The organism is Pseudomonas sp. Ors-4-3C, from assembly GCF_055755035.1.
In genome coordinates this window covers 3,613,848-3,627,668 of the sequence record NZ_CM146900.1, presented here as the reverse complement: position 1 = coordinate 3,627,668, position 13,821 = coordinate 3,613,848, and the positions used below count along the sequence as shown (strand labels likewise).

Genomic DNA, 13,821 nt, shown 5'->3' with positions numbered 1-13,821 from the left:
CAAGTCCGCTCCCACATTGGTTCTGTGCCGTTCACAAATCCAGTGTGGGAGCGGGCTTGCTCGCGAAGGCTGCCTCTCAGACGCTAGAAACCTGACCGATTCAACGCCGAACCTGCTTCAGGGTTTCCGCAATCAAAAACGCCAGTTCCAGCGACTGATCGGCATTCATCCGCGGGTCGCAATGGGTGTGATAACGATCCGACAGCCCGTCTTCAGTGATCGGCCGCGCACCACCGATGCACTCGGTGACATTCTGCCCGGTCATCTCGATGTGAATCCCGCCCGCGTAGCTGCCTTCGGCTGCGTGCACCTGGAAGAACTGCTTCACCTCGCCAAGGATCTGTGCGAAGTCGCGGGTCTTGTAGCCGCTGCTGGCCTTGATGGTGTTGCCGTGCATCGGGTCGGAACTCCACAGCACCTGCTTGCCCTCACGCTGCACCGCGCGGATCAGCGCCGGGAGATGATCGCCGACCTTGTTCGCACCCATCCGCGCGATCAGGTTCAGGCGACCCGGATCGTTGTCCGGATTGAGCACGTCGATCAGGCGGATCAGGTCGTCCGGGTTCATGCTCGGGCCGACTTTGACGCCGATCGGGTTGTTCACCCCGCGCAGGAATTCGACGTGGGCGCCGTCAAGCTGACGGGTGCGGTCGCCGATCCACAGCATGTGCGCCGAGCAATCGTAGTAATCGTTGGTCAGGCTGTCGCGACGTACGAAGGCTTCTTCGTAGTTCAGCAGCAGCGCTTCGTGGGCGGTGAAGAAACTGGTTTCGCGCAGTTGCGGCGAGCTGTCCATGCCGCAGGCGCGCATGAACGCCAGGGTTTCATCGATGCGGTCGGCGAGGTGGCTGTATTTTTCGGCCAGCGCCGAGTTGGCGATGAAGTCGAGGTTCCACTTGTGCACCTGGTGCAGGTCGGCAAACCCGCCTTGGGCGAAAGCGCGCAACAGGTTCAGGGTGGCGGTGGACTGGTGATAGGACTGCAGCAGGCGCTCCGGATCCGGCACGCGGCTCTTCTCGTCGAAACCGATGCCGTTGACGATGTCGCCACGGTAGGCGGGCAGGGTCACGCCGTCGATGGTTTCGTCGTTGGCTGAGCGCGGCTTGGCGAATTGACCGGCCATGCGCCCGACCTTGACCACCGGGCAACCGGCGGCGAAGGTCATGACGATTGCCATCTGCAGCAACACTTTGAAGGTGTCGCGAATCTTCGCTGCCGAGAACTCGGCAAAGCTTTCCGCGCAATCGCCGCCCTGCAACAGGAACGCCCGGCCCTGAGTCACCTCGGCAAACTGTCGGCGCAGCTCGCGTGCTTCACCGGCAAACACCAGCGGCGGATAACTGGCCAGGGTCTGCTCGACCTGGCGCAGGTGCGCGGCGTCGGGGTATTGGGGTTGTTGCTGGATCGGCAGGGCGCGCCAGCTGTCAGGGCTCCAGGGTTGGCTCATCACAGTCTCTAATTCGGTTCTACGCTCGGGACGCCCATGGTAGCAGCAATTAGTGCGTGACCTGCTCCCGCGCCTCGTCGACAATCGCCGCTTTGCCACGGCGCCTGAGCGGCGTCATCGCGTCACCGCGCCCGGTGACCATCAGGAGACGAAATGACTGAGGAGCGCGTCGAGCTGTTGCTCGCCGAGGTACAGGATGAGTTCGGCGTGATTCGCGTGCTGGAAGTGGCCGATTACCGCTTTCTGGAATTCGGCGATGCCATCGAACAGAGCTGCGTGTTCACCGCCGATCCGAGCTGGCTCGAATACGACTACACCCGGGCGATGCTGATTGGCGCGCTGTGTCATGAGCAACCGGAGAGCGCACTGTTTCTCGGCCTCGGTGCCGGCACGCTGACCCAGGCCTGCCTCAAGTTCCTGCCGCTGGAAGACGTCGAAGCCATCGAACTGCGCCCGGACGTGCCGCGCCTGGCCATCGAGTATCTGGGGCTGGATGACGATCCGCGCTTGTACATCCGGGTCGGCGATGCGCTGGAGTTGCTGCCGACGGCCGAGCCTGCGGATCTGATTTTTGTCGACCTCTACACCGACGTGGGGCCGGGTGTCGGACATCTGGCCTGGAGTTTCCTCGGCGACTGTCAGAAGCGTCTGAATCCGGGCGGCTGGCTGGTGATCAACCAATGGGCCACCGATGATGGCAAACCGTTGGGCGCCGCATTGCTGCGCGGGCTCTATCACCGGCATTACTGGGAGTTGCCGGTGAAGGAGGGCAACGTAATTCTGATTGTGCCGGCGGATCTCGATCAGGAGCTGGACATGCAGGCGCTGACCGCCCGGGCCGAAGCGCTGGCACCGCGGTTGGGGTATTCGTTGCAATCGTTGATCAAGGCGATTCGCCCGGCGACTTGAGTTGTCAGTGATGGCCCCTTCGCGAGCAAGCCCGCTCCCACACTTGAAATGCATTCCAAATGTAGGAGCGGGCTTGCTCGCGAAGAGGGCCTGAAGAGCACCAGATTTCTCAGATCCCTTTGAAGATGCCCGGCCGCCGCTCCACCAGCGACCTCACGCCCTCCTTGGCATCCTCACTCCCCAGCAACTTCTTCACCAGCGCCGGCAACCCCTGCGCTGCCGCTGTCTCACCTTCATACCGCGCCTGGCGCGCCGACATCAGTGTCGCCTGCACCCCCAACGGTGCCTGCCGAGCAATCCGCTCGGCCAGTTCGATCGCCCGTGGCAGCAAATCCTCGCTGGCCATCACTTCCTGCACCAAGCCCAGACGCAACGCATCATGCGCATCGAACTCATCACCGGTCAGCAACCAACGCATCGCGTTGCCCCAGCCCGCCACCTGATGAAAACGTAACGTCGCGCCACCAAAAGGAAAAATCCCACGCTGCACTTCCATTTGCGCAAAGCGCGTATTGCTCGCACACAGGTTGATATCGGCAGCCAGCATCAACTCGATGCCGATGGTCAGGCAGTAACCCTGAGCGGCAACAATCACCGGTTTGCTCACTCGCGGTCCGACGAAAACACCCCACGGGTCGCAACCGCCGGTCGGAACCTGCCAGCCTTCGGCGAGGGCGGCGCTGGCGTTGAGCAGGTCCAGGCCGGCGGTAAAGTGCTTGCCATGCCCGAACACCACGGCCACCCGCGCCTCGCTGTCTGCCTCGAACTCACCGTAGGCCAGGCTCAGGGCATTGAGCAGATCGAGGTCGAACGCGTTGCGCTTGGCGGCTCGGTCGAGGCCGATCAAGTGGAGATGACCACGACGTTCACGGCTGACGCGGCCGGGGCAGGGCTGATTCATGGGGAGATCCTCGGGCGGGAAGGGCGGGTGCAGCGACGGTATGCCGCACATCGGTGAATCGTTTAAGCGTCATCGCCCGCAGGGCCGGGCCTTTGAAAAATAGACCTTCGCACGATTATCCGCAAAACCCCGTTACACAGCGGTGACACACCGATTCAGACGATAAAAAAAGCTCCCTTTTCGGGCAAAATCCGGTATAGTGCGCGCCGGCCTTTAACCGGGCCGCGTTTAGGTAGCGCAGTTTCCCGAAGTCAGCTTCGGCTGCACGTCCGCATTGCGGGCTCTTCCCGGACGATTCTTTTTTTCATTCATTCGTTTTCGCAAATCCCCGCCGACAAAGCTGCCAGGGCGACTCTTGAGTCTCAACACGGCATGCGCAGCTTTGGAGCATGGGTCTTTGCGGATGCACTTAGAGGCAGACCCATGACCCAGGAAACCGGCGGATTCGCCGCTTTTAATCTTAACCCGAATATTCTTGCAGCCGTCGCAGCGACCGGCTACGAAGAGCCTTCGGCGATTCAGCAGCAATCGATCCCGATCATCATGGCCGGCCAGGACATGATTGGCCAGGCGCAAACCGGTACCGGTAAAACCGCCGCGTTCGCACTGCCTATTCTGCACCGCATCGATCCTGCCAAGCGCGAACCGCAAGCCCTGATCCTGGCGCCAACTCGAGAGTTGGCGCTGCAAGTAGCAACCGCTTTTGAAACCTACGCCAAGCAAATGCCTGGCGTCACCGTTGTCGCCGTTTACGGCGGCGCACCGATGGGCCCGCAACTCAAGGCTATCCGTAATGGCGCACAGATTGTTGTCGCTACTCCGGGTCGTCTGTGTGACCACCTGCGTCGCGACGAGAAAGTCCTGTCGACCGTGAACCACCTGGTTCTCGACGAAGCTGACGAAATGTTGAAACTGGGCTTCATGGATGATCTGGAAGTCATCTTCAAGGCGCTGCCATCGACCCGTCAGACCGTTTTGTTCTCGGCTACCCTGCCGCAGTCGATCCGCGCCATTGCCGAACGCCATCTGCGCGATCCGCAACACGTCAAGATCCAGACCAAGACCCAAACCGTTACCGCGATCGAACAGGCTCACCTGTTGGTTCACGCTGACCAGAAGACCTCTGCCGTTCTCAGCTTGCTGGAAGTGGAAGACTTCGACGCGTTGATCATGTTCGTGCGCACCAAGCAAGCGACCCTGGATCTGGCCAGTGCCCTCGACGCCAAAGGCTACAAAGCCGCTGCGCTGAACGGTGACATCGCCCAGAACCAGCGTGAGCGCGTGATCGACTCGCTGAAAGATGGCCGTCTGGACATCGTTGTGGCGACCGACGTAGCTGCCCGTGGTCTGGACGTTCCGCGCATCACCCACGTATTCAACGTGGACATGCCGTACGATCCGGAATCCTACGTGCACCGTATTGGCCGTACCGGCCGTGCCGGTCGCGAAGGTCGTGCGCTGCTGCTGGTGACTCCACGTGAGCGCCGCATGCTGCAAGTGATCGAGCGTGTAACCGGTCAGAAGGTTGCCGAAGTGCGTCTGCCGGACGCTCAGGCTGTTCTCGATGCACGCATCAAGAAACTGACCAACAGCCTGTCGCCGCTGGTCGCTGATGCCGAATCGACTCACGGCGAACTGCTGGATCGTCTGACCGCTGACATCGGTTGCACCCCGCGTGCCCTGGCTGCAGCCCTGCTGCGCAAGGCTACCAACGGTCAAGCGCTGAACCTGGCCGCGATCGAGAAGGAACGTCCACTGGTGCCGAACAACGCACCGCGTGGCGACCGTCCTGAGCGTTCCGGTGATCGTCCAGATCGTGGTGACCGCGAGCGTCGTGCGCCAATGCCTCTGGGCGAAGGTCGTGCCCGTTGCCGTACCGCGCTGGGTGCGCGTGACGGTATCGCCGCCAAGAACCTGCTGGGCGCCATCCTCAATGAAGGTGGTCTGGCCCGCGAAGCGATCGGTCGCATCCAGGTGCGTGACAGCTTCAGCCTCGTCGAGCTGCCGGAAGATGGTCTGGACAAACTCCTGACCAAACTGAAGGACACTCGCGTCGCTGGCAAGCAGCTGAAGCTGCGTCGCTACCGCGAAGATTGATCCGCCCTCGGGCTGATTGATCGAACATAAAAAATCCCCGACTGGTTCGGGGATTTTTTTTGCCTGTCTGAAAGAGCAAAGATCGAAGATCGAAGATCAAAAGATCGCTGCCTGCGACAGCTCCTACACAGGGTGTACTCATTCCCCACTGTAGGAGCTGCCGAAGGCTGCGATCTTTTGGTTCTGCGTTTATCCGAAGCGATAGATATCCATGCCTAACGCACCCATTGTGAATCCCCTGTGCGCCACGCTGAACTCGCCCCCCGCACCGCGGGCGAAATACAACGGCAGCAAATGCTCATCGCTCGGATGGCTGCGTACGGCGTTCGGTGCCTGCTGACGGTAATCGTGCAGCGCCGCCTCATCGTTCGCCTCCAGCTTGTCGATCATCCAGTCACGGAAGTCCCGTGCCCATGGCTCGACGCTTTCCGGTCCGGCATGCCAGTCCAGTTCGCGCAGGTTGTGGGTGATGCTGCCGGAGCCGATCAGCAAAATGCCCTGATCGCGCAGGCTTGCCAACGCACGTCCGACACGGGTTTGCAGCGCCGGGCCGCTGCGGCTCGGCAGCGACACCTGTACCACCGGGATATCCGCCTGCGGGTACATCAGCGACAGCGGCACCCAGACGCCGTGATCGAACGGTCGTTGCGGATCAAGGCGTGCCGGCAGATGGGCAGCGTTCAGCAGTTCGGCAATTTCGCCTGCCAGTTGCGGATTGCCCGGTGCCGGATATTGCACTTCAAACAAGGCACGGGGAAAACCGCCGAAGTCATGCCAGGTCTCTGGTTGCGGATTACTGCTGACCAGCAGTTCCTGACTTTCCCAGTGCGCAGAAACGATGACGATGGCTTTGGGGCGGGGCAGTTCGGCCGCCAGACGCGCCAGAGCCGGGCCACTGGCACCGGGTTCCAGGGCCAGCATGGGCGAGCCGTGGGAGATAAACAGGCTGGGAAACATGGAGAGGTTCCTGAGCGGTAAGATGGCCTCATCTTCAGTCAGATCATTGATCTAAATCTAATATAAGTTTTAACGCCTTTTGATCGATTTTTTTGGGGTGATGCATGCAGCCTGAGTTTTGGCACAAGAAGTGGGAATCCAATCAGATCGGCTTTCACCTGCCTGAGGTGAACCCGTATCTGCAGCGTCACTGGGCGCCGCTGGCCATCCCGGCCCGCGCGCGGGTGCTGGTGCCGTTGTGCGGCAAAAGCCTGGATCTGCTGTGGCTGGCAGGGCGCGGCCATCAGGTGCTCGGGGTCGAGTTGTCGCAGAAGGCCATCGAGGACTTTTTCAGCGGGCATCAGGTAACGCCGCAGGTCAGCGACAAAGGGCCGTTCAAGGTCTATCGCGCGGATTCCATCGAGTTGTGGTGCGGTGATTTCTTTGCGCTGACGGCAGACGATGTAGCTGACTGTGCTGCGTTGTACGACCGGGCAGCGCTGATTGCCTTGCCGCCCCCCATGCGCGAGCGCTATGCAGAGCATCTGCAGCAGATCCTGCCGCCGGGCGTGCAAGGGTTATTGATCACACTGGATTACGATCAGGCGCAAATGTCCGGGCCACCGTTTGCAGTGGCCGATGATGAGGTGCAGCGGTTGCTGGGTGGTGACTGGCAGGTGCGGATGCTGGAAGAGCAGGATGTGCTGGGGGAGAGCTGGAAGTTTCTGCAGGCGGGAGTGACGCGGTTGGAGGAGCGGGTGTATCGGGTTTCTGGCCGATAGGTTTTTTATTGGCCGGGCTGGCCTCATCGCTGGCAAGCCAGCTCCCACAGGGATCGTCGGTGTTATAACAATCTCGAATACACCAAAAACCACTGTGGGAGGGGGCTTGCTCCCGAAGAGGCCAGAACAGGCAATCCATAATCCCGAGTACAAAAAAGGCCCGCATCACTGCGGGCCTTTTCGTTACTGCGTCAAACTGATCAACCGCGACGACGCAACGCGTCGATACGTTCTTCCAGCGGCGGGTGGCTCATGAACATGCGGGCAAAGCCCTGTTTGATGCCACCGTTGATGCCAAAGGCATTCAGGGTGTCCGGCATGTGCACCGGCAGGCCCTGCTCGGCACGCAGACGTTGCAGTGCGCCGATCATTGCGTTGGTGCCCGCCAGACGTGCGCCGGCTTCGTCGGCACGGAATTCGCGCTTGCGCGAGAACCACATGACGATGGCGCTGGCGAGGATGCCCAGAACCAGTTCGGCGAAGATCGTTGCCACGTAGTAGGCAATGCCCTGGCCTTCTTCGTTCTTGAAGATCACCTTGTCGACGAAGTTGCCGATGATCCGCGCGAAGAACATCACAAAGGTGTTCACCACGCCCTGGATCAGCGCCAGGGTGACCATGTCACCGTTGGCCACGTGACCGATTTCGTGGGCCAGCACGGCTTTCACTTCATCCGGCGAAAAGCGCTCGAGCAGGCCCTGGCTGACCGCGACCAGCGCGTCGTTCTTGTTCCAGCCGGTGGCGAACGCGTTGGCCTCGTAGGCCGGGAAAATACCGACTTCGGGCATCTTGATCCCGGCTTCGCGGGACAGTTGCTCGACGGTTTGCAGCAGCCATTGCTCATGCCGGGTGCGTGGCTGGGTGATGATCTGGGTGCTGGTGCTCATCTTCGCCATCCACTTGGAGATGAACAGCGAGAACAGCGAACCGGCGAAACCAAAGACCGCACAGAAAACCAGCAGCTGACTGAGGTTGAGATCAACCCCGTTGGCCGCCATGAACCCGTTGAAGCCGAACAGGCTCAGGGTGATGCTGGCTATCAGCACGACCGCCAGGTTAGTGGCCAAAAACAGCAGGATGCGCATCATGGTTGTAGAAATCTCCTCAAGCTAAAGATGTAGCGTACTGCGGGGTATATAAGGTGCGGCACCGGGTGATTCAACCGAGTGACTATTTCAAACTGTGTCCTACAGCGGATTCCTGGGTCTGCAGGTCGTTGCCCACGACCGAAACCGAAAGGGGTGACAGGCAGCCGCCACCCGCCGCCATTACGTCAGGCGCGTATAAGCCATATCAATCGCAAGTGTAGAAGGCGCAGTGAGGCGGGGAGGGCAGAAGTGTTGCTGAATCAGACAGCGCGCAACGCAGGACACGTTGCGCACTGTCGACCGGTTACTGGCGGTAGGACTTGAGGAAGTTGCCGATGCGGCCGATGGCCATTTCCAGATCATCGACACGGGGCAGGGTCACCACGCGGAAGTGATCCGGCCACGGCCAGTTGAACGCCGTGCCTTGCACCACCAACAGCTTCTCGGAGAGCAGCAGGTCGAGGACGAATTTCTCGTCGTTGTGGATCGGGCAGACTTTCGGGTCGATCCGTGGGAACGCATACAGCGCGCCCATCGGCTTGACGCAGCTGACGCCCGGAATGTCGTTGAGCAACTCCCAGGTGCGGTTGCGCTGCTCGAGCAGGCGACCTTGCGGCAGCACCAGATCGTTGATGCTCTGGTAGCCACCGAGGGCGGTCTGGATCGCATGCTGGCTCGGCACGTTGGCACACAGGCGCATGTTGGCCAGCATGTCGATGCCTTCGATATAGCTCTGGGCATTGTGTTTTGGCCCGGAGATGGCGATCCAGCCGGAGCGGAAACCCGCCACGCGGTAGGATTTCGACAGACCGTTGAACGTCAGGCACAGCAGGTCCGGCGCCAGCGAAGCGGTGCAGATGTGCACGGCATCGTCATACAGGATCTTGTCGTAGATCTCGTCGGAGAACACCACCAGGTTGTGCTGGCGGGCCAGTTCGAGCATGCCCAGCAACACCTCCTTCGAATACACCGCGCCGGTCGGGTTGTTCGGGTTGATGATCACCATCGCTTTGGTGTTCGGAGTGATCTTGGCCTTGATATCGGCCAGATCCGGGAACCAGTCGGCGCCCTCGTCGCACAGGTAGTGCACGGCATTGCCGCCGGCCAGGCTCACGGCGGCGGTCCAGAGCGGGTAGTCCGGGGCCGGCACCAGCACTTCGTCGCCGTTGTTGAGCAGTGCCTGCAGCGACATCACGATCAGCTCGGACACGCCGTTGCCCAGGTAGATGTCTTCGATGCCGACACCTTCGACATTTTTTTGCTGGTAGTACTGCATCACCGCTTTACGCGCGCTGAACAGGCCTTTGGAGTCGCTGTAGCCCTGGGCCGTCGGCAGGTTGCGGATCACATCCTGGAGAATTTCGTCCGGCGCCTCGAAACCAAACGGTGCCGGGTTGCCGATGTTCAGCTTGAGGATGCGCTGGCCTTCCTCTTCCAGACGTTTGGCGTGCTTGAGCACCGGGCCGCGAATGTCGTAGCAGACGTTGGCGAGCTTGTTCGATTTGCTGAACTGCATGGCGTTGTGATCCCGAAAATGAACGATCCAGACGGCGAATGGCCAACCGTACTGGGATTCCTGCGTCTTCGCACAGGCGGAGTCTTGCGCCGTGGCGCCGAGAATCCGTTTGAATGCGCCCGGTCTGACTGCCAGACTGGCGTGTGACGAGGCGCAATCATACGTGCCACCCGATCCGTGGAAAAGGTACAGATCGGGCTTTTTCAGCCGCTGAGGTGTGATGATGGAAAAGTTGGAAAAAACCCTGGAAGAATGGCGTGCGATGCTCGACCCCGAGCAGTACAACGTGTGCCGGCTCAGTGCGACCGAACGGCCGTTCTCCGGCAAATACAACGCCACCAAGACTGACGGCGTCTATCACTGCGTCTGCTGCAACGAGCCGCTGTTCGACTCCACGACCAAATTCGATTCCGGCTGCGGCTGGCCGAGCTTCTACGCGCCGATCGGCGAAAGCGCCATGACCGAAATCCGCGATACCAGCCACGGCATGATCCGCACCGAGGTCAAATGCGCCCGCTGCGATGCGCATCTGGGCCACGTGTTCCCCGATGGTCCGCCACCGACCGGCCTGCGTTATTGCATCAACTCGGTGTGCCTGAATCTCGAGCCGCGCGAGTGATGCGAGCCCCTGTAGGAGCTGCCGAAGGCTGCGATCTTTTGATTTTCAAGATCAACAGATCGCAGCCTTCGGCAGCTCCTACAGGGTTATGTGCAGTTAATTAAATTGCACGCAATTTAATTGCTCGCTATGTTTACGCCTTCTTCCAGAATTCAGAGTGCGGATCATGAGCGACAACCTGCTGAATATCCCTGTCACCACCATCAAGGGTGAGCAAAAGACCTTGGCCGATTTCGCCGGCAAGGCCGTTCTGGTGGTCAATACCGCCAGCAAATGCGGCTTCACCCCGCAATACAAAGGCCTGGAAGAGCTGTGGCAGACCTATAAGGATCAGGGCCTGGTGGTGCTGGGGTTTCCGTGCAATCAGTTTGGCAAGCAGGAGCCGGGCAACGAGGGCGCGATTAGCGAGTTCTGTGAGCTGAACTACGGCGTGAGTTTCCCGCTGTTCAAGAAGATCGACGTCAACGGTTCTGACGCGCATCCACTGTTCGTGCAGTTGAAAAAGCGCGCTCCGGGTCTGCTCGGCTCCGAGGGCATCAAGTGGAACTTCACCAAGTTTCTGATCGGCAAGGATGGGCAACTGGTCAAGCGTTTCGCCCCGACCACCAAGCCGCAGGACATGAGCGGCGAGATCGAAGCTCTGCTCAAATGAACAGCCTGCCCGACGATTCGCTGAAGCTCGACAGTCAGTTGTGCTTCAAGTTGTATGCCGCGTCCCGGGCGGTGATTCGCGCTTACAAGCCGATGCTCGATCAGCTTGGCCTGACGTACCCGCAGTACCTGGCGATGCTGGTGCTGTGGGAATGGCAGGACAAAGCGCCGGAGCAACCGACGGTCAAGGCCTTGGGCGAGCGGCTGGCGCTGGACTCCGGCACCCTGACGCCGTTGCTCAAGCGTCTTGAGCAATTGCAGTGGGTGCAGCGCCAGCGTTCGGCGCGCGACGAGCGTGAAGTGCATCTGAGCCTGACCACCCAAGGTCAGGCGCTGCGCGAGCAGGTCGGGCCACTCAAGGCCCGGTTGTTGTGCGACAGCGGGGTGGATCTCGATCGACTCAACGATTTGCGCAACGGCCTCGATCACCTGTTGGGGCAGATCAAAGCACTGACGTAGTCGGAATCCACTGGTCGAGCACCGCCGCCAGCTCTTCGCGGCGGAACGGCTTGGCCAGGTAATCGCTCATGCCGGCCGCACGGCAGCGTTCGCGTTCTTCGGACATGGCGTTGGCGGTCAGTGCGACGATCGGCAGGTGTGGCCAGCGCCCGCTCTGGCGGATCTGCCGGCTCGCTTCGTAGCCGTCCATCACCGGCATGTTGCAGTCCATCAGCACCAGATCGAATTCATCGTGCTCCAGTTGATCGAGCGCCTCGGCACCGTGGGCGGCGACCACCACATCGCAACCGAGCTTGCCGAGCATGCCCTTGGCCACCAATTGGTTGACCGGATTGTCCTCCACCAGCAGTACCCGTCCGCGCCGTTGTACGGGCACGCTCTCGAGGCGCGCATCGTTGATCGTGGTGATGTCGGCCAGCAGAATGCGCCGCAGGATCTGAAACAGCGCGTTGCGCGCCAGCGGTCGGGCCTGTTGCTGCAATGGCGCCAGCGCCGCGGCTTCTTCGCTGGGCATGAAGCTGCCATAAGCGGTCACCACCAGGATCGGCGTGCTGAGCGTCGGGCGCAGGCTGAACAGGCATTCCGGGCAGTCGGTGATCACCAGGTCGGGAGACAGGCCCAGCAGCGGATCGTCCATGCTGCGCTGCTCATAGGTCACGCCCCACACTGGCAACAGCGTCTTGAGCAGTTCCGCCAGGCCGCTGCTGGCAGCGGTGATCGCCAGAACCTTGCCCTGCAACGGCGGCGGCATCACCGCCCGGGTGTGGCACGGCAACGGCAGGTCGGCACAGAACTGACTGCCGAAACCGGCCTCGGAGCTGATGGTCAATCGGCCTTGCATGGCTTCACACAGGTTGTAGGTCAGCGCCAGGCCGAGGCCGGTGCCGCCGTACTGGCGGGTGATACCGGCACCGGCCTGGGTGAACGGCTGGAAGATTTTCACCTGGGCTTCCTGGGCGATGCCGATGCCGGTGTCGCAGACCTCGATGCGCACCCCGTCGTTATGCGCTGACAGACGCACATCGACCCGGCCGAACCGGGTGAACTTCAGGGCATTTGACAGCAGGTTGCTGACAATCTGCCGTACCCGGGTTGGATCCCCCAGCACCAGCGCGGGGAAGTGCGGGTCGATCAGGCACGTCAATTCGACGCTGGGCGCCGCGTTCTGCGACAGCAGGTTGGCGGTGTCCTCGATCAGCGAGCCGAGGTCGAACGGGATGTGTTCCAGCTCCAGTTGCCCCGCATCGAACTTGGACAGGTCGAGAATATCGTTGAGCAGTTCCACCAGCACCTTGCCCGAGTCGTGGGCAATCGACAGCTGTTGCTGCTGCTCGGCATTCAGTGGCCCGTCGAGGGACAGGGCGATCATCCCCAGCAGGCCGTTGAGCGGGGTGCGGATCTCGTGGCTCATGTTGGCAAGGAATGCCGAGCGCGCTTCGGCCATGTCCAGCGCGGTGCTGCGGGCCACCTCCAGTTCCTCGTTGGACTGGCTGAGCCGGGTGTTGATGGCCTTGAGCTCGGCGGTGCGGGCCGAGACGATGTGTTCCAGTTGCCCGAGGTAATCGGTCAGGCGGTTTTCGGCGTTGCGGCGTTGCTGGATTTCCGTGGCGATGTTGTCGAACTGCTGGTTGGCGACTTTGACCAGTACGCCGATCTCATCGTTGGCGTGGCCGGCCGGACATTCCAGAGTCGTCGGTTCTGCGCTGCGTGCGTCGCGCGCGCTGAGCTCCCGGATCAGACGCACCAGTGGCTTGGTCAGCATCACGTAGAACAGCGCCAGCAGGATGCCGGTGAGGATCAGGCTGCGGGCAAAACCGTTGAGCAGGGTGACTTCGGCGCGGCGCAGGAACCGGCTGCCGAACGCGTAGGTGTCGACTTCCAGACTCAGCGTGCCCAGCGATTCGTTGGGCAGGTGGTCGAGGTACAGGCGGTCTTCGAACTGGCGTTTGGCGCCGAACAGGAAATCGCTGATCACCCGATAACCGCTTTGCAGTTCCGGGCGTTTGACGTTGGCCAGGACGTTACCGTTGTTGTCGGTCATTTGCGCCGAGATGATCGCCGGCGAACGCAACAGGCCCAGGGTCAGTTCCTGCGCCAGTTCCGCGTCGATGTTGTAGGCGATGCGCGATGCCGGATTGTGGCTGATTTCCAGCAAAGACAGGATTTCACGGTTGATGGAGGCGTCTTCACTGGCATAATCGATGCCGATTTGCAGCAGGCTGAGCAGCGTGCCCAGAATGAACCCGACCAGCACAGTGAATCTGGCTTGCTTGTAAGACAGCCGGTGGGTGAATTTGATATCCATGGGGTGTTGAACCACTTCCGTTTCCCTTCGCTGCTCAAGCATAGTCGATCATGTATGGATACCGAGGTTCCCGAATCGCCTTGTAACAAGGCCTGAGCGGGGGTTGTTGAT

Annotated in this window: 12 protein-coding genes; 6 read left to right on the top strand and 6 right to left on the bottom strand. The window is 60.9% G+C overall.

Annotated elements, in window-relative coordinates:
• Nucleotides 1–100 precede the first annotated feature (100 nt).
• A complete protein-coding gene (locus ACVHNU_RS16230) occupies nt 101–1,447 on the bottom strand; it encodes a class II 3-deoxy-7-phosphoheptulonate synthase (RefSeq protein WP_473017816.1) in 1,347 nt (448 codons plus the stop codon).
• Nucleotides 1,448–1,600: 153 nt separating this feature from the next.
• Here ACVHNU_RS16230 and ACVHNU_RS16225 point away from each other — a divergent pair, with 153 nt between their 5' ends.
• The gene (locus ACVHNU_RS16225) at nt 1,601–2,356 is read left to right on the top strand and encodes a spermidine synthase (protein ID WP_095668663.1); all 756 of its coding nucleotides are present in this window, start codon (nt 1,601–1,603) and stop codon (nt 2,354–2,356) included.
• Nucleotides 2,357–2,465: 109 nt separating this feature from the next.
• On the opposite strand, the gene ACVHNU_RS16220 is transcribed toward ACVHNU_RS16225, so the two are convergent.
• The gene (locus ACVHNU_RS16220) at nt 2,466–3,257 is read right to left on the bottom strand and encodes a crotonase/enoyl-CoA hydratase family protein (RefSeq protein ID WP_473017814.1); all 792 of its coding nucleotides are present in this window, start codon (nt 3,255–3,257) and stop codon (nt 2,466–2,468) included.
• Nucleotides 3,258–3,680: 423 nt separating this feature from the next.
• On the opposite strand from ACVHNU_RS16220, the gene ACVHNU_RS16215 reads away from it, so the two are divergent.
• Complete coding sequence (locus ACVHNU_RS16215) at nt 3,681–5,354, top strand: DEAD/DEAH box helicase (protein WP_003226768.1); 1,674 nt, start codon at nt 3,681–3,683, stop codon at nt 5,352–5,354.
• A gap of 189 nt (nt 5,355–5,543) precedes the next feature.
• On the opposite strand, the gene ACVHNU_RS16210 is transcribed toward ACVHNU_RS16215, so the two are convergent.
• Nucleotides 5,544–6,311: a DODA-type extradiol aromatic ring-opening family dioxygenase gene (locus ACVHNU_RS16210; RefSeq protein WP_473017813.1), complete on the bottom strand. Its 768-nt coding sequence runs from the start codon at nt 6,309–6,311 to the stop codon at nt 5,544–5,546.
• Nucleotides 6,312–6,415: 104 nt separating this feature from the next.
• Between ACVHNU_RS16210 and ACVHNU_RS16205 the strand changes: the two genes are divergently transcribed.
• Nucleotides 6,416–7,072: a thiopurine S-methyltransferase gene (locus tag ACVHNU_RS16205; RefSeq protein ID WP_473017811.1), complete on the top strand. Its 657-nt coding sequence runs from the start codon at nt 6,416–6,418 to the stop codon at nt 7,070–7,072.
• A 200-nt stretch (nt 7,073–7,272) separates the two neighbouring features.
• On the opposite strand, the gene htpX is transcribed toward ACVHNU_RS16205, so the two are convergent.
• Both htpX and ACVHNU_RS16195 read right to left on the bottom strand, forming a co-directional pair.
• Nucleotides 7,273–8,160 carry a protease HtpX gene (gene htpX, locus ACVHNU_RS16200; RefSeq protein WP_045122567.1) on the bottom strand — a complete coding sequence of 296 codons (888 nt, stop codon included), beginning with the start codon at nt 8,158–8,160 and terminating at the stop codon, nt 7,273–7,275.
• Between the two features lie 304 nt (nt 8,161–8,464).
• Nucleotides 8,465–9,676, bottom strand: coding sequence for a pyridoxal phosphate-dependent aminotransferase (locus tag ACVHNU_RS16195; protein ID WP_103483824.1), 1,212 nt, complete (start codon nt 9,674–9,676; stop codon nt 8,465–8,467).
• A 223-nt stretch (nt 9,677–9,899) separates the two neighbouring features.
• Here ACVHNU_RS16195 and msrB point away from each other — a divergent pair, with 223 nt between their 5' ends.
• The 3 genes from msrB (at nt 9,900) to ACVHNU_RS16180 (ending at nt 11,405) form a co-directional block, all read left to right on the top strand.
• Nucleotides 9,900–10,295, top strand: a complete 396-nt coding sequence (gene msrB, locus ACVHNU_RS16190; protein ID WP_003226759.1) for a peptide-methionine (R)-S-oxide reductase MsrB — start codon at nt 9,900–9,902, stop codon at nt 10,293–10,295.
• Nucleotides 10,296–10,461: 166 nt separating this feature from the next.
• Nucleotides 10,462–10,947 carry a glutathione peroxidase gene (locus ACVHNU_RS16185; RefSeq protein ID WP_003226757.1) on the top strand — a complete coding sequence of 162 codons (486 nt, stop codon included), beginning with the start codon at nt 10,462–10,464 and terminating at the stop codon, nt 10,945–10,947.
• Nucleotides 10,944–11,405 (top strand): MarR family winged helix-turn-helix transcriptional regulator, encoded by a 462-nt coding sequence (locus tag ACVHNU_RS16180; RefSeq protein ID WP_045122566.1) that lies wholly within the window; start codon nt 10,944–10,946, stop codon nt 11,403–11,405. Before ACVHNU_RS16185 ends, ACVHNU_RS16180 begins: the two co-directional genes overlap by 4 nt.
• Here the strand turns inward: ACVHNU_RS16180 and ACVHNU_RS16175 are convergent.
• Entirely contained in the window at nt 11,389–13,710 is a 2,322-nt protein-coding gene (locus ACVHNU_RS16175; RefSeq protein ID WP_473017809.1) for a hybrid sensor histidine kinase/response regulator, read from the bottom strand. The two genes, ACVHNU_RS16180 and ACVHNU_RS16175, sit on opposite strands and share 17 nt — an antisense overlap.
• Nucleotides 13,711–13,821 lie beyond the last annotated feature (111 nt).

Coding starts and splice junctions, on each gene's coding strand:
- ACVHNU_RS16230 (WP_473017816.1), bottom strand. CDS start 1,447: ATGAGCCAACCCTGGAGCCCTGACAGCTGGCGCGCCCTGCCGATCCAG.
- ACVHNU_RS16225 (WP_095668663.1), top strand. CDS start 1,601: ATGACTGAGGAGCGCGTCGAGCTGTTGCTCGCCGAGGTACAGGATGAG.
- ACVHNU_RS16220 (WP_473017814.1), bottom strand. CDS start 3,257: ATGAATCAGCCCTGCCCCGGCCGCGTCAGCCGTGAACGTCGTGGTCAT.
- ACVHNU_RS16215 (WP_003226768.1), top strand. CDS start 3,681: ATGACCCAGGAAACCGGCGGATTCGCCGCTTTTAATCTTAACCCGAAT.
- ACVHNU_RS16210 (WP_473017813.1), bottom strand. CDS start 6,311: ATGTTTCCCAGCCTGTTTATCTCCCACGGCTCGCCCATGCTGGCCCTG.
- ACVHNU_RS16205 (WP_473017811.1), top strand. CDS start 6,416: ATGCAGCCTGAGTTTTGGCACAAGAAGTGGGAATCCAATCAGATCGGC.
- htpX (WP_045122567.1), bottom strand. CDS start 8,160: ATGATGCGCATCCTGCTGTTTTTGGCCACTAACCTGGCGGTCGTGCTG.
- ACVHNU_RS16195 (WP_103483824.1), bottom strand. CDS start 9,676: ATGCAGTTCAGCAAATCGAACAAGCTCGCCAACGTCTGCTACGACATT.
- msrB (WP_003226759.1), top strand. CDS start 9,900: ATGGAAAAGTTGGAAAAAACCCTGGAAGAATGGCGTGCGATGCTCGAC.
- ACVHNU_RS16185 (WP_003226757.1), top strand. CDS start 10,462: ATGAGCGACAACCTGCTGAATATCCCTGTCACCACCATCAAGGGTGAG.
- ACVHNU_RS16180 (WP_045122566.1), top strand. CDS start 10,944: ATGAACAGCCTGCCCGACGATTCGCTGAAGCTCGACAGTCAGTTGTGC.
- ACVHNU_RS16175 (WP_473017809.1), bottom strand. CDS start 13,710: ATGGATATCAAATTCACCCACCGGCTGTCTTACAAGCAAGCCAGATTC.